General features: G+C 56.5%; 18 protein-coding genes. 1 reads left to right on the top strand and 17 read right to left on the bottom strand.

Annotated features, from left to right (window positions below; genetic code table 11):
• The 16 genes from wcaJ to UTO39_RS17870 all read right to left on the bottom strand — a co-directional run bounded on the left by wcaJ (window position 1) and on the right by UTO39_RS17870 (window position 17,207).
• Complete coding sequence (gene wcaJ, locus UTO39_RS17945) at window positions 1–1,395, bottom strand: undecaprenyl-phosphate glucose phosphotransferase (protein ID WP_320727731.1); 1,395 nt, start codon at window positions 1,393–1,395, stop codon at window positions 1–3.
• 130 nt (window positions 1,396–1,525) lie between these two features.
• Window positions 1,526–2,896 (bottom strand): colanic acid biosynthesis phosphomannomutase CpsG, encoded by a 1,371-nt coding sequence (gene cpsG / locus UTO39_RS17940; protein ID WP_320727730.1) that lies wholly within the window; start codon window positions 2,894–2,896, stop codon window positions 1,526–1,528.
• Window positions 2,897–3,005: 109 nt separating this feature from the next.
• Window positions 3,006–4,442, bottom strand: a complete 1,437-nt coding sequence (gene cpsB, locus UTO39_RS17935; protein WP_320727729.1) for a mannose-1-phosphate guanyltransferase — start codon at window positions 4,440–4,442, stop codon at window positions 3,006–3,008.
• A gap of 3 nt (window positions 4,443–4,445) precedes the next feature.
• Complete coding sequence (wcaI, locus tag UTO39_RS17930) at window positions 4,446–5,669, bottom strand: colanic acid biosynthesis fucosyltransferase WcaI (protein ID WP_320727728.1); 1,224 nt, start codon at window positions 5,667–5,669, stop codon at window positions 4,446–4,448.
• Window positions 5,666–6,145, bottom strand: a complete 480-nt coding sequence (locus UTO39_RS17925) for a GDP-mannose mannosyl hydrolase (RefSeq protein WP_061097674.1) — start codon at window positions 6,143–6,145, stop codon at window positions 5,666–5,668. Before UTO39_RS17925 ends, wcaI begins: the two co-directional genes overlap by 4 nt.
• A 2-nt stretch (window positions 6,146–6,147) precedes the next feature.
• Complete coding sequence (locus tag UTO39_RS17920) at window positions 6,148–7,113, bottom strand: GDP-L-fucose synthase (protein ID WP_151413081.1); 966 nt, start codon at window positions 7,111–7,113, stop codon at window positions 6,148–6,150.
• Window positions 7,114–7,115: 2 nt separating this feature from the next.
• Window positions 7,116–8,237, bottom strand: a complete 1,122-nt coding sequence (gmd, locus tag UTO39_RS17915; protein WP_003863514.1) for a GDP-mannose 4,6-dehydratase — start codon at window positions 8,235–8,237, stop codon at window positions 7,116–7,118.
• A gap of 24 nt (window positions 8,238–8,261) precedes the next feature.
• Window positions 8,262–8,810, bottom strand: coding sequence for a colanic acid biosynthesis acetyltransferase WcaF (wcaF, locus tag UTO39_RS17910; RefSeq protein WP_061097672.1), 549 nt, complete (start codon window positions 8,808–8,810; stop codon window positions 8,262–8,264).
• Between the two features lie 15 nt (window positions 8,811–8,825).
• Complete coding sequence (gene wcaE / locus UTO39_RS17905; RefSeq protein WP_153656618.1) at window positions 8,826–9,572, bottom strand: colanic acid biosynthesis glycosyltransferase WcaE; 747 nt, start codon at window positions 9,570–9,572, stop codon at window positions 8,826–8,828.
• Between the two features lie 16 nt (window positions 9,573–9,588).
• Window positions 9,589–10,809, bottom strand: coding sequence for a colanic acid polymerase WcaD (wcaD, locus tag UTO39_RS17900; protein WP_029742034.1), 1,221 nt, complete (start codon window positions 10,807–10,809; stop codon window positions 9,589–9,591).
• Complete coding sequence (gene wcaC, locus UTO39_RS17895; protein ID WP_320727727.1) at window positions 10,784–12,001, bottom strand: colanic acid biosynthesis glycosyltransferase WcaC; 1,218 nt, start codon at window positions 11,999–12,001, stop codon at window positions 10,784–10,786. Before wcaC ends, wcaD begins: the two co-directional genes overlap by 26 nt.
• Complete coding sequence (gene wcaB / locus UTO39_RS17890; RefSeq protein ID WP_320727726.1) at window positions 11,998–12,489, bottom strand: colanic acid biosynthesis acetyltransferase WcaB; 492 nt, start codon at window positions 12,487–12,489, stop codon at window positions 11,998–12,000. The genes wcaC and wcaB overlap by 4 nt, the downstream gene beginning before the upstream one ends.
• Window positions 12,489–13,331: a colanic acid biosynthesis glycosyltransferase WcaA gene (gene wcaA, locus UTO39_RS17885; RefSeq protein ID WP_266178771.1), complete on the bottom strand. Its 843-nt coding sequence runs from the start codon at window positions 13,329–13,331 to the stop codon at window positions 12,489–12,491. Before wcaA ends, wcaB begins: the two co-directional genes overlap by 1 nt.
• Window positions 13,332–13,452: 121 nt before the next feature.
• Window positions 13,453–15,615, bottom strand: a complete 2,163-nt coding sequence (wzc, locus tag UTO39_RS17880; RefSeq protein WP_061097667.1) for a tyrosine-protein kinase Wzc — start codon at window positions 15,613–15,615, stop codon at window positions 13,453–13,455.
• A 2-nt stretch (window positions 15,616–15,617) separates the two neighbouring features.
• Entirely contained in the window at window positions 15,618–16,061 is a 444-nt protein-coding gene (gene wzb, locus UTO39_RS17875) for a low molecular weight protein-tyrosine-phosphatase Wzb (protein ID WP_061097666.1), read from the bottom strand.
• 6 nt (window positions 16,062–16,067) lie between these two features.
• On the bottom strand, window positions 16,068–17,207 hold the full coding sequence (locus UTO39_RS17870; RefSeq protein WP_014170829.1) for a polysaccharide export protein: 1,140 nt from the start codon (window positions 17,205–17,207) through the stop codon (window positions 16,068–16,070).
• Between the two features lie 692 nt (window positions 17,208–17,899).
• On the opposite strand from UTO39_RS17870, the gene UTO39_RS17865 reads away from it, so the two are divergent.
• Complete coding sequence (locus UTO39_RS17865; protein ID WP_320727725.1) at window positions 17,900–19,483, top strand: TerC family protein; 1,584 nt, start codon at window positions 17,900–17,902, stop codon at window positions 19,481–19,483.
• Window positions 19,484–19,587: 104 nt separating this feature from the next.
• Here UTO39_RS17865 and asmA read toward each other — a convergent pair whose 3' ends face one another.
• The gene (asmA, locus tag UTO39_RS17860; RefSeq protein ID WP_320727724.1) at window positions 19,588–21,438 is read right to left on the bottom strand and encodes an outer membrane assembly protein AsmA; all 1,851 of its coding nucleotides are present in this window, start codon (window positions 21,436–21,438) and stop codon (window positions 19,588–19,590) included.
• Window positions 21,439–21,453: the final 15 nt, after the last annotated feature.

Below are 21,453 nucleotides of genomic sequence, written 5' to 3'. Positions count from 1 at the left end.
TTAGTACGCCGCTTTGTTCACGAAGCCTTTGAAGATGGTCAGAAAAACAATCTTGATATCGAACCAGAGGCTCCACTCGCGGATGTACTCCAGATCGAACTCGATGCGTTTTTCCATTTTTTCCAGCGTGTCGGTCTCGCCGCGCCAGCCGTTGATTTGCGCCCAGCCGGTGATGCCCGGTTTCACCTTATGGCGCAGCATGTAGCCTTCAATCAGCGAGCGATACTGTTCGTTATGCGCCACGGCGTGCGGACGCGGGCCAACAATCGACATGCCGCCGGTAAAGACGTTGATGAACTGCGGCAGTTCGTCAAGCGAGGTGCGGCGCAGGAAGTTCCCCACGCGGGTGACGCGCGGATCGTTCTGCGTCGCCTGGGTCACCACCTTGTCGTTCTCCATCACCTTCATGGAGCGGAATTTCCACACCATGATCGGCTTACCGTCCATGCCGTAGCGGGTTTGACGGAAGATAACCGGGCCGGGAGAGCTCAGCTTCACCGCCAGGGCAATGCAGCACAGCACCGGGGAAATAAGCAGTAAAATCAGCGAAGAGAGCACGATATCCTCCACGCGCTTGAGCACGCGGTTAATACCCGACAGCGGAGTGTCGTACAGCGGTACCACCGGCACACCGTTTACTTCTTCAATGCGTGAATGGAGGATGTTGAAAGTAAAGACGTCCGGGATCAGGATCACCGAGCAGGTGGTGTCCGCCAGCTCGCGCATCAGCTGCTTAATGCGGGATTCGTCCTTCATCTGCATGGCAATGTAGACGTTATGAATTTTGCCGGCCTTCGCGTCTTCAATAAGCTGCGCGTAATTGCCCGCCCAGTCCGACGGCACGCCGCCCGGCTTCGCGTCGTGGTAAATCCCCACCACTTCAAACCCTAACCACGGCTCTTTGCGGAAGCTGTCGAGCAGCACTCTTCCGACCGGTAAATCACCCGCTACGGCGACGAAACGACGGTTATAGCCGCGGTTACGCAGCCAGCCCGCGCCAAAGCGGATCAGGGAACGGCACACTACCATGCCGACGCTGGTTAACAGGTACCAGCAGAGATAGGTCACGAAGCGGTTGTCAAAATCATGGCTGAACGCCACCAGACCCGCGCTGAAGATCAGGCTCAGGGTCCAGTTCTGCAGCAGCAGCATCAGTTCGGTGGTCATTTTCACGCCGCGCCACGAGCGGTAGAAATCGGTCATCCCGCCGATCATCTGAAACACGACCAGCGCAATCAGGGCCATCAGCAGATGCATATATAAGAACGGCAGGCCGCTAATCCGACACACCGCCCACAATCCACCGACCATGATGGTGATATCAGAAAAACGCTGCACCATAGAGATTAACGATGCATTCGTTCTCGCTCGTTCGCGTTTTTTTAGATTCGTCATCGTTGTTCCTTTATTCAACCAAAACCTTACCCCTCACCCCAGCCCTCTCCCCAAAGGGGAGAGGGTGTTCAAGTTCCCTCTCCCCTTTGGGGAGAGGGTTAGGGTGAGGGGCAGACTTCAGGTTTTCGTATTACTGATTCAACAGCGCCAGAATGTCCTTCGTTCGGGCTTCCATCAGCGCCGCGTCGGCACGGGATTCCACGTTCAGGCGCACCACCGGCTCGGTGTTGGACGAGCGCAGGTTAAAGCGCCACTGCGGGAACGCCATGCTGATGCCGTCGGTACGGTCAATTTCCAGCGCGTGAATGGCAAAGTGCTGCTCCACGCGGGCGATGGCCTCGGCCGGCTGCGCCAGCTTGCTGTTGATCTCCCCGCTCGCCGGGAACGCCGCCATGCGGTCGCGCACCAGCTCGCCCAGGGTTTTCCCCTTCAGGCACAGGAGTTCGGTCACCAGCAGCCACGGGATCATCCCGCTGTCGCAGTAGGCAAAGTCGCGGAAATAGTGGTGGGCGCTCATCTCGCCGCCGTAGATGGCGTCTTCTTCGCGCATGCGCTCTTTAATGAAGGCGTGGCCGGTTTTGGACATCACCGGCGTGCCGCCCGCCGCGGACACCACGTCGACGGTGTTCCAGGAGAGGCGCGGGTCGTGGATTATCTTCGCGCCCGGGTTTTTCTCGAGGAACGCTTCCGCCAGCAGGCCGACAATGTAGTAGCCCTCGATGAACTGCCCTTTCTCGTCGAACAGGAAGCAGCGGTCGAAGTCACCGTCAAAGGCGATGCCCATGTCCGCGCCGTGCTCAATCACCGCGTTGCGGGTGTCGTCGCGGCACTCAGGCAGCAGCGGGTTAGGAATACCGTTCGGGAAGTTACCGTCCGGGGTGTTGTGTACCTTGACGAAGGTCACCGGCACGTTCTGCGCCTTAAAGCGCGCTTCCAGCGCATCGACCACCGGGCCGGCCGCGCCGTTACCGGAGTTGATGACCAGCTTCAGCGGCTTGAGGTTCGCCACGTTGATGTAGCCCAGCAGGTGGTCGATGTACTCTTTCTGCAGGTTAATCTGCTTATAGCTGCCGCGCTTCGCGTCGTTCACCGGCGGGAAATCGTTGGCTTCCGCCAGACGCTGCACGTCGCGCAGGCCGGTGTCGCCGCTGATGGGACGCGCGCCCTTGCGCACCAGCTTCATGCCGTTGTAGTCCATCGGGTTATGGCTGGCGGTCACTTCGATACCGCCGTCCACGCCGAGGTGGAAGGTGGCAAAGTAAATCTCTTCGGTCCCGGACAGGCCGATATCCAGCACGTCCACGCCCGCGTCCTGCAGCCCTTTTGCCAGCGCCAGCTTCAGGGATTCGCTGGTCAGACGCACGTCGCCGCCCAGCACGATGGTCTTTGGTTTTAAATATTCGCCGTACGCGCGGCCAATGCGCCACGCAATGTCTTCATTCAGCTCTTCGCCCAGCTTGCCGCGAATATCGTAGGCTTTAAAACAGGTTAATTTTTCCATGATGACCTCTTTTTCAGGCAACAGTTGGCCCTGACCACTTAATGGCCAAATTTATTTTTGTCATTCGTAGGCCCGGCAGGCGCAGCGCCGCCGGGCATGATGCGGAGTGCTACACGCGCCCGTAGCGATCCTGGAAGCGCACAATATCGTCCTCTTCCAGATACGAGCCGGAGCGCACCTCAATTAAGTCGAGTGGAATTTTCCCCGGGTTTTCCAGACAGTGCGTGGCGCCCAGCGGAATATAAATGGACTCGTTCTCGCCCAGCAGCTTCACTTCGCCGTCGATGGTGACTTTGGCCGTACCCGCCACCACCACCCAGTGTTCAGCGCGGTGATGGTGCATCTGCACAGAGAGCCCCTCGCCCGGCTTCACGGTGATGCGCTTCACCTGATAGCGGTCACCCGCGTCGATGGAGTCATATTTGCCCCACGGACGGTACACTTCACGGTGAATGTGGTGCTCGTGACGGCCATCGGCCTTAATCTTCTCCACCACTTTTTTAACGTCCTGCACGGCGTTACGGTCGGCAATCAGCACGGCGTCTTTGGTCTGGACAACCACCAGATCCTTCACCCCGACGGTGGTCACCAGGCCGGATTCGGCGTAAACGTAGCTGTTTTCGGTTTTGTGGCTAATCACATCGCCGTGATGGACGTTACCCTCCGGGGTATGGGCGCTGATCTCCCACAGGGAGGACCAGGAGCCAACGTCGCTCCAGCCTGCGTCCATCGGTACCACGACGGCGTCAGCCGTGCGTTCCATCACCGCGTAGTCGATAGACTCTTCCGGGCAGGAGAGGAACGCCTCTTCATCCACGCGGATAAAGTCGAGATCCGGGTCCACCACCGCCATCGCTTTCTCGCAGGCGTTCAGAATATCCGGGCGGTATTTGCGCAGCTCTTCCAGATAGCGTCCGGCGCGGAACAGGAACATCCCGCTGTTCCAGTAATATTCACCGCTGGCGACATAGGCCTGGGCGGTTTCTAGATTCGGTTTTTCGACAAACTGCGCCACGTCAAACGCCACGCTGTCGCCTTCACCCGGCGTTACGCTGCCGCGACGGATGTAGCCGTAGCCGGTTTCCGGCAGATCCGGCACGATGCCGAAGGTCACCAGCTTGCCGCTCTCGGCGTAAGGGATCGCGGCACGCACCGCGTCGCGGAACGCGTCTTCCTGCTGGATAACGTGGTCAGCCGCCAGGACCAGCATCAGCGGGTCACAGTCAGGGCTGCTGCGCTTTGCCGCCAGCGCCGCCAGGGCGATCGCAGGTGCGGTGTTGCGACCGGCAGGCTCCAGGATGATGTTTTCCGTGAGCTTGTTAAGCTGACGCAGCTGCTCGGCAACGATAAAGCGGTGCTGTTCGTTACAAATCACCACCGGGCTTTCACACTCCACGCCGTGCAGACGGTTTACCGTCGTCTGCAGCATGGTGAGATCCCCTTTCAGGCAGAGGAACTGTTTTGGATAGAGCACGCGGGACAGCGGCCACAACCGGCTACCAGAGCCACCAGCCATCACAACCGGATACAAAGTGGTTTGACTCATGATTTATCCCCGTATATCTGCAATAAATTGGCTCAGCACGTTCTCTTTCTCGAGCGTGCGTTCGGCATATTCACGTGCCACCGTGTTCACTTTTGGCATGGCGAGTGCCTGCTCAATGCCGGTGACCAGCGCCGGGACCGATTCCGGCTCCACGCACACGGCAATCCCCGGATAGCTGTCACACAGCTGGCCTAATTCTGTTTCGGCTTCCGCCGTAATCACCGCGTTACCGCCCACTGCCAGAATGTTGGTCAGCTTGGACGGCAGCACCGCATCCGCCGCGCCGCGCTTTTGCACCACCAGATGGCAGTCGCCCATCTTCAGCAGCGCAGGCAGCGCGTCGTAAGACTGCAGCGGGAAAAACTTCACGTTGGTCAGGCCGCGTTCGCCGGCCATCTTCTCCAGCCGCGCTTTTCCCCCGCCCTGCCCGACAATCACAAACGTCCACGGCTGTTCGCTCAGCAGCTGAGCTGCTTCAATAACGCTCTCCAGCCCCTGCTTTTCGCCGATGTTGCCTGAGTAAAGAATGATTTTTTGGTCTTCAGGCAAACCGAGCCGGGCGCGCAGCGCCTGAGCGTCTTGCTCCGTCACGTCGCGAAAACGCGCCACTTCGGACCAGTTCGGGAAGAAGATCACCTTCTCCGCCGGGACGCCCTTCTCCTGCGCCTTGTTCATCATCGAGCGCGAGATCGTCGAAACGTAATCCACGTTATGCAGCCCGCTGCGCTCAAAGGCGCTGGCGAGTTTCGCCACCTTGCCGCCCTTGCCTTTGCCTGCCATCCCCAGGCCCAGCATGGCGTCCACTTCGTAATCCTGGATGTGCAGCAGGGTGCGCGCGCCGGAGAGTTTGCCCAGCAGGCGCATGCCCGGCGTGCAGAACAGCGTCGGCACCACGCCGATAATGCGATCCGGCTTCCAGCGACGCTGCGCCATCAGCGGGAAGAAGCTGCTCAGGGCAAAGCTGCCCAGATGAATTAACCGTTTCAGCGTCGAAGGCTGCTTCGGTACGTAGAGCGGGCAGCGCCAGACGGTCGCTGCACCCTCTTCGCGACGGTAGCGCCAGCTTGAGTAGCGCTCCCCCACTTTCCACTCCGGGTAGTACGGCGGCGCGGTAATGACCCGCACGTCATGTCCCTGGCTCGCCATCCACTCCACCATCTCGCCGGTGTATTTCCCGATGCCGGTTAGCTCCGGCGAGTAGTTAATTCCGTACACGAGGATCTTCATAGGCCCGGCACCCCGGCCTGACGTTCAGCCAGGAAATAGGCACGGCTGTTGTCATGCACATTTTCACTGGCCAGCAGCGCATCTGGCGTTAGCCAGCGGTAGTCGTCATGCTGGGAATCAGGCAGACGCAGGTCTGCCTCACTCACCTTCAGGCGGAACCCCAGCACGATGTAGTGCGTGGAGAACCCGGTACCTGAAAAGTTATCGTCATAGAAGTGCTGCCAGACCCCGTAAAACTGGCCCGCTGCCATTGGCAGCTGCAGGCCAAGCTCTGCCAGAGTGAGACGCTCGAAGGCATCGACCAGCGTCTCATCCTTCTGCACGCGCCCGCCGGGCACGAACCAGAAGCCCTGTGCAGGACGGTTGGTTCGTTTTCCCAGCAAGAACTCGCCGCGTTCGTTCTCCACGATCAAATCAATCGAGATGAGCGGAGTGGAACGCACCACCGTGGCAAAATCTTCCTGACTTAAAAACATCGTTACCCCCGGAAGCGGTGCTGGTTTTCCAGGAACCACTGATAGGTGCTGGCCAGCCCCTGCTCCAGTGAAACCTCGTGATACCAGCCCAGCTGATGCAGACGGGTCACGTCCAGCAGCTTGCGCGGCGTGCCGTCCGGTTTAGTCGCGTCAAACACCACGCGGCCCTTGTAGCCCACCACCTGCGCGATGGTTTGCGCCAGCTCGCGAATGGTGCAGTCCACGCCGGTACCCACGTTGATGTGCGACAGCATCGGCTCGGTGTTCTCCTGCCACACCTCGCGATCCAGCTCCATCACGTGAATGCTGGCGGCAGCCATGTCGTCCACGTGCAGGAACTCGCGCATCGGCGTCCCGCTGCCCCACACCACCACGTCCGGCGCGTTCTCGGCGGTCGCCTCGTGGAAGCGGCGCAGCAGCGCCGGGATCACGTGCGAGTTGCTCGGGTGGAAGTTGTCGTGCGGTCCGTACAGGTTGGTCGGCATCACCGAGCGATAGTCACGGTTGTACTGACGGTTGTAGGACTCGCACAGCTTGATCCCGGCAATTTTGGCAATCGCGTACGGCTCGTTGGTGGCTTCCAGCGTACCCTGCAGCAGCTCGCTCTCGGCGATTGGCTGCTTCGCCATTTTCGGGTAAATACAGGACGAACCGAGGAACAGGAGCTTATTCACGTTGTTAAGGTGCGCGGCGTGAATGATGTTGCTCTCGATCATCATGTTTTCGTAGATGAAATCCGCCGGATAGGTGTTGTTAGCGACGATGCCGCCCACCTTCGCCGCCGCCAGATACACCTGGTCAATGCGTTCGTTCGCAAAGAAGTCCTGTACCGCACGGCTGTCGAGCAGGTTCAGCTCGTCACGGGTGCGGACAATCACCTCTACGTCACCGCGCTGCTCCAGTTGGCGAACAATCGCGGAACCCACCATTCCGCGATGACCGGCGACAAAAATACGTTGTTTTGTCATTCTCAGGACTCCAGCGCGATGGCAACCTCGTAGCCATGAGACTTGAGCAGGGAGTGTTTTTTCGCCGCTTCAAGATCTTTGGCCACCATCTCGGAAACCATCTCCTGCAGAGTGGTTTCTGGTTTCCAGCCCAGCTTCTCGTGCGCTTTGGTTGGGTCGCCCAGCAGGGTTTCTACTTCAGCAGGACGGAAGTAGCGCGGGTCAACCTGCACAATTACGTCGCCTGGCTTCACGCCCGGCGCGTCGTGGCCGGTCACGGACACAACGATACCTTTCTCTTCCACGCCGGTGCCTTCAAAGCGCAGCTTGATGCCCAGCTGCGCCGCGGCCATCTCAACGAACTGACGCACGGAGTACTGCACGCCGGTCGCGATAACGAAGTCTTCTGGCTGTTCCTGCTGCAGCATCATCCACTGCATTTTCACGTAGTCTTTTGCATGGCCCCAGTCACGCAGGGAGTCCATGTTGCCGAGGTGCAGGCAAGATTCCAGACCCTGAGCAATGTTGGCGATAGCGCGGGTGATTTTGCGGGTCACGAAGGTTTCGCCGCGGCGCGGGGATTCGTGGTTGAACAGGATGCCGTTACAGGCGTACATGCCGTAAGATTCACGGTAGTTCACGGTGATCCAGTAGGCGTACAGTTTTGCTACCGCATACGGAGAACGCGGGTAGAACGGCGTGGTCTCTTTCTGTGGAATTTCCTGCACCAGGCCGTACAGCTCGGAGGTCGATGCCTGGTAGAAGCGAGTTTTCTTCTCAAGGCCGAGGAAGCGAATCGCTTCCAGCAGACGCAGGGTACCCATGGCGTCAACGTCAGCGGTGTATTCCGGGGACTCGAAGGAAACCGCTACGTGGCTCATCGCGCCCAGGTTGTACACTTCATCAGGCTGCACTTCCTGCAGGATGCGGGTCAGGTTGGAGGTATCGGTCAGGTCGCCGTAGTGCAGGTGGAATTTCGGGTTCGCCGCATGAGGATCCTGATAGATGTGATCCACACGCTCGGTGTTGAATGAAGAGGCACGACGTTTAATACCGTGCACTTCGTACCCTTTCTCCAGCAGCAGTTCTGCCAGGTAAGAACCATCCTGCCCGGTAACGCCGGTGATGAGAGCGACTTTAGACATGTTTATATTCCTCTACTTATGAATTTAATCAGTTTCAACGCGTTCGCGTATCACCACTGCGGGGTTGCCACGGCAAATGCTATTTGCCGGTAGCGATTTAAAAACGCTGCTGCGGGCACCGACTACCGTGCCATCGCCAACAGAAATACCGGGTGCAACAAAAACATCCGTTGCCAGCCAGCATTTTTCACCGATCGCGATAGGCGAAGCGGTAATATCAAAATGCGGGCTCATAAAGTCGTGGCTGCCGGTGCACAAATAACACTTCTGTGAAACCACCGAATTTGCGCCAATCGTAATCTCGCCCAGGGTATATAACACCGCGTCATCCCCTACCCAAGCGTAATCCCCGAGGGTTAATTTCCAGGGGTAGGTAATTTTAACCGAAGGTCGGATGACTACGTTTTTTCCGATTTTTGCGCCAAACAGGCGCAATAAAAAGGCTCGCCAGCGGTACAGTATTTGCGGCGACCAGGCAAATAAGGTTGCCTGAACCGCCCACCACAGCTGTACCTTAATACCGTTCCCGCCCCGAAAACCTTTCGGTACGGAGAAACCTTTTAAATCCTGCATTGCGTTTCCTTATATTCAGGCTTTGTTATATAAGGTTTTCGTTTTGCCCGTGGTACGCAGGCGTAACAAATAAGACAATTCCGCCCAGAATCCCGGCACGCGTAATATTTGACGCTGCACCTTTTTTGCGTCCTGGCATAATTCAAGATTATTAGACGTTGACACGCCGCCCATCGAAAATTCAGACACCAGCCCTTTAATTCGGCGGAACGGATAACCTGATTTATACAGGCTGGCGGCCAGCGCATAATCGGATGACACCTTGTACTGCAAATCGTAAGGCTGTTTTTTCAGACCGTTTACCGGGAAGAAAATGGCCTGATGGCTGGCCGGCAAACTGTGGTAGATATACCAGCCTGGCTTGGCGCTGCGGCAGACTTTATGCCCGTCGCCAAAATCGAGCAGCGCATCGCCAATATACATGGCGTCCTCTTTCTGGCGCGCCAGTTGACGGGCAAACAGCGCCACGTCGTCGTGGAAAATATCGCCGGAATTGAGGAAAATGGCATAACGGCCCTGGGCCATATTAATGCCCTTGTTCATCGCATCGTAGATGCCTTTATCTTTCTCGCTGATGTAGCGTAAGTTGAACTCACCGTTGAGTTTTTCCAGAAACTCCGCCGTGCCATCGTTCGAGCCGCCGTCGACCACAATCCACTCAAAGGTGAGGCTTGGATCGCGCGCCAGGTTGCGCAGCGAGCGCCAGGTTTTTACCACCCCTTCGTAATTACGAAAAGCGACAGTAATGACGCTAAGAAACATAAATCACCTCATTTCGTCATACGTTCGTAATATTAAGCGCCTTGCGCAAAATAAACGGACAGACAATCAAGAAAGCATATTCCGGGCTAAATATTGACCCGGTAAAAAACAGCGACACCGGCGTAAAAAGATAAAGCTGCACGCGAAAGTTCTGGTTATCACCAAACGCGTTGATCATCATTTTGAAAACTTTAAACAGATACCATAGCGTCAACAGTACGGCGAACCACGAAAAATAAATAATTAACAGATACAGACCATTGTCTATGGTTTTACCGACATCCGCACCGTTAAAGATTCCGAATGATGCAACATATTCGTAAAGTGAGCCGAATCTTACTACACCATCAATATGGGTTAAGGAATAACCCACCATCACCAGCGGACCAATGATGCGATAATAGGACGATGATCCCTCCGTTCCCAAATCTCCCAGACGTTCTGAGATGTACGGGAAGGCAAATATCACGCCGACCATAAATACCGTCAGGGAGATAATCGCCAGCGGCAGTTTTTTCTTAATCGCATCTTTGTTCAGGTACTGGAACGCCCACTCCAGCAGGTAAAACAGGATAAATGTCATTACCCCTGAGAACGATCCAGACAGAACGATTCCTGCAAGAATCATAGCATCGGTCTTAGGCGTTTTGATACCAAACTGTTTGATGCTGAGCCAAATTGAGATTAACGCCAGAGCGAAAAACGCCGGTTCAAAATAGAGCGCCGTGGTACGCTTCCCGCCAAACTTAATGAAGTTCAGTACATAGCTGTTACTGTAAATGAGATATTTCGAAATTATCTCCATCAGGCTGCTGCCACCGGTCAAAATAATTTGCGCCATTTCCAGTGCGGCAAGCATAACAATTAACGCAACGGCAATATAAAAGAACCTGAGGATTTTCCGATAATTGTGCGGAGATATTGTTTTAAAGCGAATACTCCAGACCATTCCGATAATAATGACAATATAAACAAACAGCATGGTGGAGGTGACGTATTTACTGGCATCCAGCGACTGGCCAAAGATGTAGTTAAACAGCGTCAGGCCCGTGCCCAGCCCCAGGGCAATCATCAGCTTCTTCAGGTTGATTTTATCGACATACAGCAGAAGCAGAACGGGCAGAAAAGTCACGATGGTTATCGGGAAGCTTTCGCCGAGCTGGGCAATTTTGACGTTGACCAGCAGGTAGATCAGCGGCAGCAGCAGATAACTACAGATTCTGATAGAACGAGACATACTCCTCCAGCATCTGTTGTCCACTGTAGGCCTTGCGGCTGTGGTTGCGGAACGATTCCAGGTCAGTGCCAAAAACGGCCTCGGCGATCTGCGCCTTCGGCAGCTGCACCAGCGGCAGGACCTCGTGCTCGGCGAAGGTTTTCCCGCCGGATTTTTCCAGCACTTCGCGCGCCGCATCGCTGTGGGTGGCAATCACCGGCACGCCGATGGAGAGCGCTTCGCAGAGGATCAGCGGGTAGTTATCCACGCGGGAGCTGAACACCAGCGCGTCCATACCGTTCAGGGCGCTCATCAGCTTGCGCTTGTCGGTTTCAAACCCGTGGTTTACCACGTTGGCCCCTTCGAACGGGGAAAACTTGCCGAAGGTGTGCAGTTCAATCTTGTCACCCAGCGCCATCATGTCGCGCACCAGCTGCTGGTTGGTTTTGCCGTCGTAACGCAGATCGTGCGCAACGATGGCGATTTTAGGTTTACCCGCGGTTTCCGCCACCGGCGTCAGCTCGGCCAGGATGGCTTCCGTCGCCACGTCGATGCCGTTGTTGATAATCTGACAGCGCCCTGCCCCATACAGGCTGTTGAAGGCATCGGCCACGTGCTGGCTCGGGGAGATGAACGTGCAGCCGAGCGAGAGCATGTCGCGGAACAGCTGACGCTTTCCGTCTACCAGCTGATGCGCGCGATCCACCTTCACCGGCGGATAGTTGCTCAACGTCGGGCATTTCTGGCAGCTATCTTTCCAGCCTTCGCAGCCGTCGGTAAACGCGCAGCGTCCGGTCACGCTCCAGTGATCGTGCAGCGTCCAGACGAAGCGGGTGTCGGGCTTGTGGGACTGCACCTTCTGACAAAACGCCACCACCTCTTCCAGATTCAGCCAGTAGCTGTGCAGAACGTGGAAATGCAGCACAACCGGGCCCGACGCGCGGGTCACGGTGCGATAAAGACTGTTCAGGTTACCAAACAGATCGCGGTTAAACAGGCGGAACAGCGCGATGTTGGCAACAGAGGTCAGACGCGGCGTGTGCTTGTGCACCTGCGGATAGTTATCGTGGCTGACGCTTTTCTTGCCGCCTTTGCCGTAGCCGTAAATAAAACGAGACTGGAGTCCTTTTTGCAGCGCGCGCTGGTGCAGATCCAGCGCCACGCCGGCCGCCCCGCCTTCTGCGAGGCGCACGTTAAATTGCAGAATGTTCATTTAATCACCTTCACGCGGGCTTTCTCTCCCACCACCAGCGCGTTATCGGGGATGCTGTCCAGCACCACGCTGCCCGCCCCGATCGTCACGTTGTTACCTATCGTAATGTCGCCAATCACCACCACGTTCGCGCCCAGCTCGACGCCGTTGCCGATGACCGGACAGGCCAGGCTGTCTGGCCCACGGTTGCCGATAGTCACCCCATGACGAATGGTGAAATCATCCCCGGCGACAACGAACTTGTTGATCACCACCGCATAGCCGTGGTGGATGGTAAAGCGGCGGCCAATGGTGGCCGCAGCCTGGATCTCATACCCAAAAAAGCATTCGGTGATGATGCGGTACAGCACCAGCACCGGTGCCGCCCAGATATTGTTCAGTACATTTTTCTTGCGCCACACCGAGCAAAAATGCGCGATGCGGTACGCCAGAACCATGCAGCACGGGCGCAGGCTCCAGCTGTTTGCGCGGCAATCTTCCAGAAACATTATTTCCCCCGAAGCCCGTCAGCCAGACGTTTGCCGTTACGCACGGACAGCAGCGTCAGCAGGGTGCGCCAGGTCATGCGCTTATTGCGGATCTGGTACAGGGTGAAGAGCTGATACTTCCGGCTGGCACGGTCAAACTTGTCCTTGTGCTTGCGGTAAAAATGGAAGTAGCCCGAGAACTTCTTCGGTGAGGAGGTGATCTGCATCTCCCCGTGGTTGATGTGCAGGATCTGCGTGGCCTCTTCCACCTTCCACGGCTCGCCGTACTCCACCACCATCCGCAGGAAGATGTCGTAATCCTGCGCGGCCTTCAGTTCGGTATCGAACAGGCACTCCTTAAAGCGCCACGCCCAGGTAAAGACCTGATTGCCAATAATGTTGCGCTTGTAGAACAGGCGGCGAGAATACGGTGATTTCGGGTACAGCGGCAGGCTGGCCGGCTGGGAGTACACTTCGCCCTGGCAGACATAGTCGTTGGCATACAGAAAGGCGTGCGTGACCAGTTGCTCTTTATGCGACAGGAAGACGGACAGGCGGTTTGGCGTCCATTCGTCATCGTCGTCGATGCCGGTCAGATACTGCCCTTTGGCCTGCATAATCGCCTGATTACGTACCGCGCACGCCCCGGAGTTGATGGCGTTGTGCGTGTACACCACGCGCGGATCGTTCAGGTCTTCGACAAATTTTTGCAGCTGCTCGTAAGAGGAGGAACAGTCATCCACGATAATCAGTTCCCAGTTATCGTAATCCTGACGCAGGACTGATTTAATCGCGCGGATCGCCAGCTGCTGACGGTTCCATGTCGGCATATAGATAGAAATCAAAGGGCGTTGTGTGCTCATGTATTCCTCCTGCCCCTCACCCCGGCCCTCTCCCCGGAGGGGAGAGGGTGAAAGACCGCACCAGGCAGTCCCCTCTCCCCTCAGGGGAGAGGGTTAGGGTGAGGGGTGTGGGTGTGTTTTATTATTTACTGTCAGACTTATATTCGTACTCGTAATAGCCGTAATCCTGGTACCCGGTCGCGCGGCGGAAGATGGAGTTCAGAATCACCCCTTTCACCTCAATCCCGTTCTGCTCGAAGCGGCTCAGGCTGGTTTCCACTTCTTTCAGGGTATTCACGGCATAGCGCGCCACCATCAGCGTGGTACCCGCATGGCGGCCCACCACGGCGGCATCGGTCACGGCCAGAATTGGCGGCGTATCGATCAGCACCAGGTCATAGTGTTTGCTCGCCCACTCAATCAGCTGGGTGAAGCGTTCGCTCATCAGCAGTTCAGACGGGTTCGGCGGCACCTGACCACGCGGGATCAGGTCGAATCTCGGAATCGAGGTCGGCTTGGCGCTCTGGCTAATCTCCCCCTGACCCAGCAGGATTTCCGACAGACCGTTCACGTTGTTGGTGCCCAGCAGTTCGTGGGTGTAGCCCTTACGCATATCGCAGTCGATCAGCAGCACGCGCTTGTTGGTCTGGCTCACCACGGCAGCCAGGTTGGCGCACACAAAGGTCTTACCGATAGACGGGCTGACGCCGGTTAACATCAGGACGTTGTTTTTAGCCTGCATCATGGCGAAGTGCAGGCTGGTACGCAGGCTGCGTATCGCTTCAATCGCCAGGTCGGTTGGGTTACCCACGGCCAGCAGCTGGCTCTGTTTGTAACGCTTAACGCCCTTGATGGTCTTGACGCTGTCACGGGATTTTTGCCACTCGGACAGCGGAATGCTGGCGTAGACGTTGATCCCATTCTCTTCCAGCGCCTGCGGGCTTTCGATGCCGCGGTTGAACAGCGAGCGCAGCAGCACGCCAACGATAGAGAGCATCAGGCCGAGAATAATGCTGCCGAGAATAATCAGGGCTTTCTTCGGCTTCAGCACGCCAGGCTGGGTAATGGCCGGGTCAACGATGCGCACGTCACCCACGGTGCTGGCCTCGGTGATTTTCAGCTCCTGCTGCTTGTTCAGCAGCTGCATGTAAACCTGCTGTCCGGACTCCACGTCGCGGGTCAGACGCACGATCTCCTGCTGCGTTTTCGGCATCGCGGTTACGCGGTCGTTCAGCTTCGCCTTCTCCTCTTCGAGAGTGCGGCGTTTTTCCAGCAGCGTGCGGTAGGCCGGGTGGCGTTTGGTGTAAAGCTTGGAAATCTCCGCCTCTTTGAAGGTCAGCTCGTTGAGCTGCGCATCAATGTTGACCATGGAGTCGAGAACCGATTTGGCCTCCAGCGGCAGGTCGACGGAGTCTTTATCCTGACGGAAGGCGTTCAGCTTGTTCTCGGCATCGTCCAGACGGGCACGCACTTCCGGGAGCTGTTTAGAGAGGAACGCCAGGCTTTTCGCCGCTTCCGCCGACTTGCGCTCGACGTTCTGCTCAAGGTAGTTGCGGGTAATGCTGTTCAGGATGTCGCGGATCTGATCCTTATCTTCACCGGTGAAGGTCATGCTCAACACACCGGTGTCCTTACCGTTTTCCGTGACGGTCAGGTTGTTCTGCAGATTGTTAATCATTCCCAGCGTGGAGAATTTGGTCACGGTGAATTCACCGCCCTCCTGGGCGTGGATCGCGCTAACCATCATGCTAACGCCGTCTTTATTCAGCATCTGCCCCACTTCGCCGCGTGCGCTAAAGCCCGCATCGCTGGTCAGCTGGTACTGTTTCGGGCCCAGCACCGTCAGGGTAAAGGTTTGATCCCCCGCCCCTTTCGGCAGCACAAAGTCAGTGACTTTGACGGTGTCATTGCTGCGCCCCATCAGCCGATCCCAGCCGGCACCAAAGATCGGGAACGTATTTTTGGTGACGGAGATGTCGAGGCCGAGGTCGTGAACCGTTTTACCCAGCACAAGACGTGACTGAATCAGCTGAATTTCAGCGTCGGATGCCGGCGGCTTGTTCGCCAGCGCGGAGCCGATATCCTGCACCAGGGAGTTGCCGGTATTCTGTTCAATCTGCACCAGCGCGTCGGCGCTGTAGATAGGCGTCGCAAAGAGCGTATAGATAACGGCCGCCGCGGCAAAGACGGCGGTGATGCCGAGCACCCACCACTTTGCCTCAATAACCGTGCCGACCAGGCGACCAATATCAATTTCATCACTGCCCGAAGTCGGGGCGGCAGAAGGTTTTGTTTTTTCTGTCATTGTTATCCCTGCTGAGCTTTCAGTGCCTGCGCCCACTGTTGGGCAGACTGGTCAAGTAAGGTGTAAACCGCCTCGAAGGCTTCATGGCTCTTGCGATACGGATCGGGGATTTCGCGTTCGTTGTCCCAGTGACCAAACAGCATCACCTTGCCGCGCATCTCCGGAGCGATATCGCATAGCGCATGAATATGGCGTTTTTCCATTGCCAGAATCAGGTCATACTCCCGGCACATGCGGCCGGTGACCTGGCGGGCAATATGCCCGTCAAGAGAGAGGTTGTGATCGCGGGCCACGCTCGTTGCGCGCTCGTCGGCACTTTTGCCCACCAGCGCGCCCAGCCCTGCGGACTCGACCGTTAACTCGGGCTGGTACTGTTTCAACAGCCGTTCAGCCGTGGGGGAACGGCAAATGTTCCCCACGCATACCACCAGAATTTTGTTAAACATCGCGGATTACCAGGTATGAATGTCGCGCGCCGTATCCGTCATGTAGCGAACGCCACTGATGGTTGGCAGCAACTGGTTGATCAGACGGTTCCAGCGGGCAACCGGCGCGGTGGTGACGTAAACCACATCGTATGGCTGGAGACGGAACTCCGTCGCCATCACCAGAGACGTCGCGTCGGACATATCCAGCTGGTAGATGTTGGCAATCTTGCCCTTCGCGCTGCCTTCGCCTTTCAGCGGACGGATGACGAAGATACCGGTCGCGTTGGAAGTGGTCAGATCGATGCCCTCAGCATTGCCCAGCGCTTCGGTCAGGGTCATGCCGCTGAAGTCCATTTTGAGGGTGCTCTGTTTCTTCACTTCACCCATCACGAAGACTTTCAGATCGTCGTTGCGCGGTACGTAGAGGATATCGCCCGGATAGAGCAGGCGGTTCTGGGTCAGATCGCCATTTTGCATCAGCGCCTGCAGCGAAATGCGCTGCTCTTTGCCGTTGTGGGTCAGCACCACGTTGCGCCAGTCGGCGCCGTCGGTTAAGCCGCCCGCGGCGTTAATGGCGTCCAGAACGGTGAGCGGAACGTTGGTGATGGCCTGCTGGCCGGATTTGTTCACCTGACCGGAGATATAGGCTTTTTGCGAGCGGAATGCGGCGATATTAACGTCCACCTGCGGGTCGGCGATGTACTGCGCCAAGCGGCCGGTAATATCACTACGGATCTCGGCAAGCGTTTTTCCGGCGACATGCACTTTACCAATGTACGGATAGAACATGGTGCCATCTGACTGCACCCAGTTCCCGGTGTCGCTTGAGCTGCGGTACTGGCCCGCTGGCGTGGTCAGTTCAGGGTGATCCCAGACGGTCACGTTGATCACGTCGCCCGGCCCCACGCGATACTGATAGGAGGCAATTTCCTGGTCCAGAGACATATTCGGCTGGGCAACGTTCGGACGTGGACGTAATTGTTCGACCAGACGTGGCGTAAGTGGATAAACATTCACCATTTTGTCGAGATCAAAATCGGCATCCTGTTGCTTGATCACATCCTTACCCATTGTTGACATATTGCTGCCGGGAAAGACCGTGCAACCACTCATCAAGGTCACAGACACCAATAATGGCATCAATTTCATTTTGGATTTCATCATTGATTATTTATCACTTTGGCAGAGTAATTATCCTGTGCAATTTAAATAAGCTTGAGACGTATTGGGTTTCAGCATGCAGTTAATCAAATAGAAATATAACTGGCATCAGTCCTAAAAAAAGCTTATTCATCCATTGGCTATTGACAGAATAATCGAGGCTGATTCACACGCTTTCAGGCACGCTACCGCCCTTGGCTTTCAGTTACCAATCCACTGACTAAACAATGTGTTATGGATAGACACCCTCTTGAGTAAGGTCTTCTGGAAATATATCAGCCGCTTGAAATACACAACGGATAATGAATGACCATTCCGAAGACCAAAACAATAATAGCAACAACAAGATTTAACATTTGATGCTGGGAGAATTGTTGCAGCTAACCTAATAGCAGGCAAGGAGACAACTGTCCTAATATCGGTTTTTAAGATTAATATTAAGAGCAAAGTTTTGACCTTTTAGGATTTTCTTTATATTGACAAAAAGAGAGCAAAAACCACTATCTGCGATATATCCTAAAATGTTCTCTGAATAATAAAATATACGTATTTCGCTTATTTACACCCACCTGAGATTGCTCTCTTTTTTACGCATCGTATTAAGAGAAATCTCAGCCCGACATTGCATTTTCCCGCAGCTTTATCCATGATCGAAGTGTGACATTCGTCATATAACAGAAGGTATTGCTATTACTATGGAATGGATTGCCGATCCATCAATCTGGGCCGGGCTGGTGACGCTGGTCGTCATCGAATTAGTGCTCGGGATTGATAATCTGGTCTTTATCGCCATCCTCGCTGAAAAACTGCCCCCTTCCCAGCGCGACCGCGCGCGCGTGACGGGTCTGCTGCTGGCGATGGTGATGCGTTTGCTGCTGCTGGCCTCTATCTCCTGGATGGTCACGCTCACTCAGCCTCTGTTCTCCGTTCGCGGTCTGAGCTTTAGCGCGCGCGACCTGATCATGCTCTTCGGCGGGCTGTTCCTGCTGTTCAAAGCCACGGTGGAGCTTAACGAGCGGCTCGAAGGCAAAGACAGCGAGAACCCGACCCAGCGACGCGGGGCGAAATTCTGGCCGGTGGTGGCGCAAATTGTGGTGCTCGATGCGGTCTTCTCCCTGGATTCGGTGATTACCGCCGTCGGGATGGTGGACCATCTCGCCGTCATGATGGCCGCGGTAATCATCGCCATCACGCTGATGGTGATGGCGAGCAAAGCGCTGACCCGCTTTGTGAACAGTCACCCGACCATCGTGATCCTCTGTCTGAGCTTCCTGCTGATGATTGGCTTTAGCCTGGTCGCCGACGGTTTCGGGTTCCACATTCCGAAAGGCTATCTGTACGCCGCCATTGGCTTCTCCGTCATGATTGAAGCCCTCAACCAGCTGGCGATATTTAACCGCCGCCGATTTCTCTCCGCGAATCAGACCCTGCGCCAGCGCACGGCAGAAACCGTCATGCGCCTGCTGAGCGGCAGGAAAGAGGATGCCGAGCTGGACGCCGAATCCTCCGCCCTGCTTGCCGATCACAGCGACGGGCAGATCTTTAACCCGCAGGAGCGGCTGATGATCGAGCGTGTGCTTAACCTGAATCAGCGCACGGTGAGCAGCATTATGACCTCCCGTCATGACATTGAGCATATTGACCTCACGGCACCGGAAGAGCAGATCCGCGCCCTGCTGGATAAAAACCAGCACACCCGCGTGGTGGTTACCGGCGGTGAAGAGGAAGAGGAGCTGCTGGGAGTGGTACACGTGATTGACCTGCTCCAGCAGCAGCTTCACGGCGAGCCGCTCAACCTGCGCGCGCTGGTGCGCCAGCCGCTGGTCTTCCCGGAAGCGCTTCCGCTGCTTTCCGCGCTGGAGCAGTTCCGCAACGCGCGCACGCACTTCGCCTTCGTAGTGGATGAGTTTGGTTCGGTGGAAGGGCTGGTCACGCTCAGCGACGTGATGGAAACCATCGCCGGCAATCTGCCAAACGAGGTGGATGAGATTGATGCCCGCCACGACATTCAGAAAAACGCAGACGGTTCGTGGACGGCCAACGGCCACATGCCGCTGGAAGACCTGGTGCAGTACGTGCCGCTGCCGCTGGACGAAAAACGGGAATACCACACCATTGCCGGTCTGCTGATGGAGTATTTACAGCGCATTCCGCAGCCGGGGGAAGAGGTTCAGGTGGGCGACTATCTGCTTAAAACCCTGCAGATTGAAAACCATCGCGTGCAGAAAGTGCAGCTTATTCCACTGCGGGATGAGAAAGAGCTGGATTTTGAGGTTTAGGTAAAACAAAACGGCAACCTCGTTGCCGTTTTCGTGTTTGCTCCCTCTCCCGCGGGAGAGGGGCGGGGTGATGGCATCAGGCTGCACCGCCTGCACCACGAACCTTAAAGCTTATCCAGCAGCTTCTTCACGTCCTTGCCGTTCTGGGAATCTTTATTACGATCCGCCCAGCTGTTAAGCCGACGCTTCGCTTCATCCTGCAGGTGCTTACGCAGGATCTGATCCACCTGAAGGCTGTAGTTCAGCGCCTGCCATTTGCCGTATACGCTAAGCGGAACCGGCGTCTCTTTGAGGAAGTCAATCAACTTGCTTTCGCCCTGCCAGCCGGAAAGTACCCGGACGTTAAAGCGCGTGTCCGCCGTCTCTTTGACCAGATCCAGCGAGCCTTCTCCGGTTAACGACAGCATAGACGAGGTTCCCTGCATTCCGGCCATCGTCAGTATCCCGTTATCCAGCGTCAGATCCGTGGTGAAGCTGTCGAGGCGCGTTGCGCTGTCATAGTTTTCCTGGGCTTTAACATCGCTGCTGCGCTCCACCGCCTGCTGGACCAGCTGCTGGAAGTTGAGCCCTTCCATTCGCGAATCTTTCAGGTCAACGTGCGCCTCGCCCTGCCACTCACGGCGGAAGGCGTTGGCATCAATTCTGGTGCCTGAGAAATCCCCGGCCAGCGTCAGCTGCCCCGTCAGGGAAATCGGATAGTTAAAGGCTTTGAGGATGCTGCCAATCTCAACGTTGTCGAGACGCGGCTGGAATTCAGCGCTGGCAACGTCCTTACGCACGTCCAGCGTACCCGGAAGTGACAGGTGACCCGCCCCCATTTTGCCGCTCAGTTCTGAAATCACCAGCAACCCATTATGGTTGAACATCTGGCCGCTCACGTCGGTGAAATCAATACCGCGCCAGCGCACGCTGTTGGCTTTCAGCAGAATATCCGCCGTGAAGCCGCGCAGCACGTTATAGTCAGGCTGTTCAAGGTTGGACGAGATAACCGGACGCGACACCGGTGACTGGCTTTGCCCCGTCTGTACGGCATCGCTGTCCGTTGCGCTTGCCGGCACCGGCGGCAGGATGTTCTCCAGGTTGAGCTTGTCAAACTGCAGGTTCAGCACCCACTTCGGCTTATCGTCGAGCGTGACGCTCGCCTGCCCTTTCAGGCTGCTGTCGTTGGCCTGCAGATTGAGGTTATCCAGCGCCAGCTGTTTTTGTTCTTCGCGCCAAACGGCCTGCAGCGTCCCCTGCCCGGTAATCCCCTGGGTAGGGAGATCCGCCCCCGTCAGCTGCCAGTTGAGCTGCAGGATGTCGGCCGTCAGCTGATGCGGGTAGTCCGACGCATTCACGTTTGCATTCAACGAGAGGGTCAGATCGCGCTGGTCGCGATTCACCCGTCCGCTAAATTCCAGCGACGCAAGATGGTGTTCATCCTGTTCCATCTGCAGGTTGATGTTGCGAACGGTGACCTGCTCCTGATCCTCATGCTGGAACACCAGCACGCTATCGGCAACTTTCAGTTTGCCTATATCAAAGGACCAGCCCGTATCGGACGGTTCATCCGGTAAGGTATTCTCGCGCGGCGCGACCGGCGCATTCGCATCGCGCACGGCTTCGGTCTGCGGGGTAAGCTGAATGACCGCGCCCTTCAGCATCACCTGGTTAACCTGCAGCTGATGGGAGATGAGCGGGATCAGCGCCACGTCAAGACGCATGTTGTCCGCAGAGACCAGCGGCTGTGCGGCCCCCGGCGCGGTTAACGACATATGGCCAGAGAGAATGCTGAGCTGCGGCCAGACGTGCCAGCGCAGCGGCCCGTCAAGCTTCAGTTGGTAACCACTGCGTGCCTCGACCTGCCGCACCATGTAAGCGCGGAAATCATTCGGGTTAACCAGCAGAACCAACGCCGAAAGGCCAGCAACCAGCACCACCAGCAAAATCATCAGCGTTGTCAGAACTCTTCTCATGGCATCCTCAATGGA

This window comes from Enterobacter sp. 118C5 (assembly GCF_034107645.1).
In the GTDB taxonomy this organism is placed as follows: Bacteria; Pseudomonadota; Gammaproteobacteria; order Enterobacterales; family Enterobacteriaceae; genus Enterobacter; species Enterobacter nematophilus.
This window is presented reverse-complemented; position numbering and strand designations above follow the sequence as displayed.

What these genes read in the sequence shown, in the direction of transcription:
- UTO39_RS17870 (WP_014170829.1), bottom strand. Translation starts at nt 17,207, where the DNA reads ATGATGAAATCCAAAATGAAATTGATGCCATTATTGGTGTCTGTGACC.
- UTO39_RS17865 (WP_320727725.1), top strand. Translation starts at nt 17,900, where the DNA reads ATGGAATGGATTGCCGATCCATCAATCTGGGCCGGGCTGGTGACGCTG.
- wzb (WP_061097666.1), bottom strand. Translation starts at nt 16,061, where the DNA reads ATGTTTAACAAAATTCTGGTGGTATGCGTGGGGAACATTTGCCGTTCC.
- wzc (WP_061097667.1), bottom strand. Translation starts at nt 15,615, where the DNA reads ATGACAGAAAAAACAAAACCTTCTGCCGCCCCGACTTCGGGCAGTGAT.
- wcaA (WP_266178771.1), bottom strand. Translation starts at nt 13,331, where the DNA reads ATGAGCACACAACGCCCTTTGATTTCTATCTATATGCCGACATGGAAC.
- wcaD (WP_029742034.1), bottom strand. Translation starts at nt 10,809, where the DNA reads ATGTCTCGTTCTATCAGAATCTGTAGTTATCTGCTGCTGCCGCTGATC.
- UTO39_RS17920 (WP_151413081.1), bottom strand. Translation starts at nt 7,113, where the DNA reads ATGACAAAACAACGTATTTTTGTCGCCGGTCATCGCGGAATGGTGGGT.
- UTO39_RS17925 (WP_061097674.1), bottom strand. Translation starts at nt 6,145, where the DNA reads ATGTTTTTAAGTCAGGAAGATTTTGCCACGGTGGTGCGTTCCACTCCG.
- wcaB (WP_320727726.1), bottom strand. Translation starts at nt 12,489, where the DNA reads ATGTTTCTGGAAGATTGCCGCGCAAACAGCTGGAGCCTGCGCCCGTGC.
- wcaJ (WP_320727731.1), bottom strand. Translation starts at nt 1,395, where the DNA reads ATGACGAATCTAAAAAAACGCGAACGAGCGAGAACGAATGCATCGTTA.
- wcaI (WP_320727728.1), bottom strand. Translation starts at nt 5,669, where the DNA reads ATGAAGATCCTCGTGTACGGAATTAACTACTCGCCGGAGCTAACCGGC.
- cpsB (WP_320727729.1), bottom strand. Translation starts at nt 4,442, where the DNA reads ATGAGTCAAACCACTTTGTATCCGGTTGTGATGGCTGGTGGCTCTGGT.
- cpsG (WP_320727730.1), bottom strand. Translation starts at nt 2,896, where the DNA reads ATGGAAAAATTAACCTGTTTTAAAGCCTACGATATTCGCGGCAAGCTG.
- gmd (WP_003863514.1), bottom strand. Translation starts at nt 8,237, where the DNA reads ATGTCTAAAGTCGCTCTCATCACCGGCGTTACCGGGCAGGATGGTTCT.
- asmA (WP_320727724.1), bottom strand. Translation starts at nt 21,438, where the DNA reads ATGAGAAGAGTTCTGACAACGCTGATGATTTTGCTGGTGGTGCTGGTT.
- wcaF (WP_061097672.1), bottom strand. Translation starts at nt 8,810, where the DNA reads ATGCAGGATTTAAAAGGTTTCTCCGTACCGAAAGGTTTTCGGGGCGGG.
- wcaC (WP_320727727.1), bottom strand. Translation starts at nt 12,001, where the DNA reads ATGAACATTCTGCAATTTAACGTGCGCCTCGCAGAAGGCGGGGCGGCC.
- wcaE (WP_153656618.1), bottom strand. Translation starts at nt 9,572, where the DNA reads ATGTTTCTTAGCGTCATTACTGTCGCTTTTCGTAATTACGAAGGGGTG.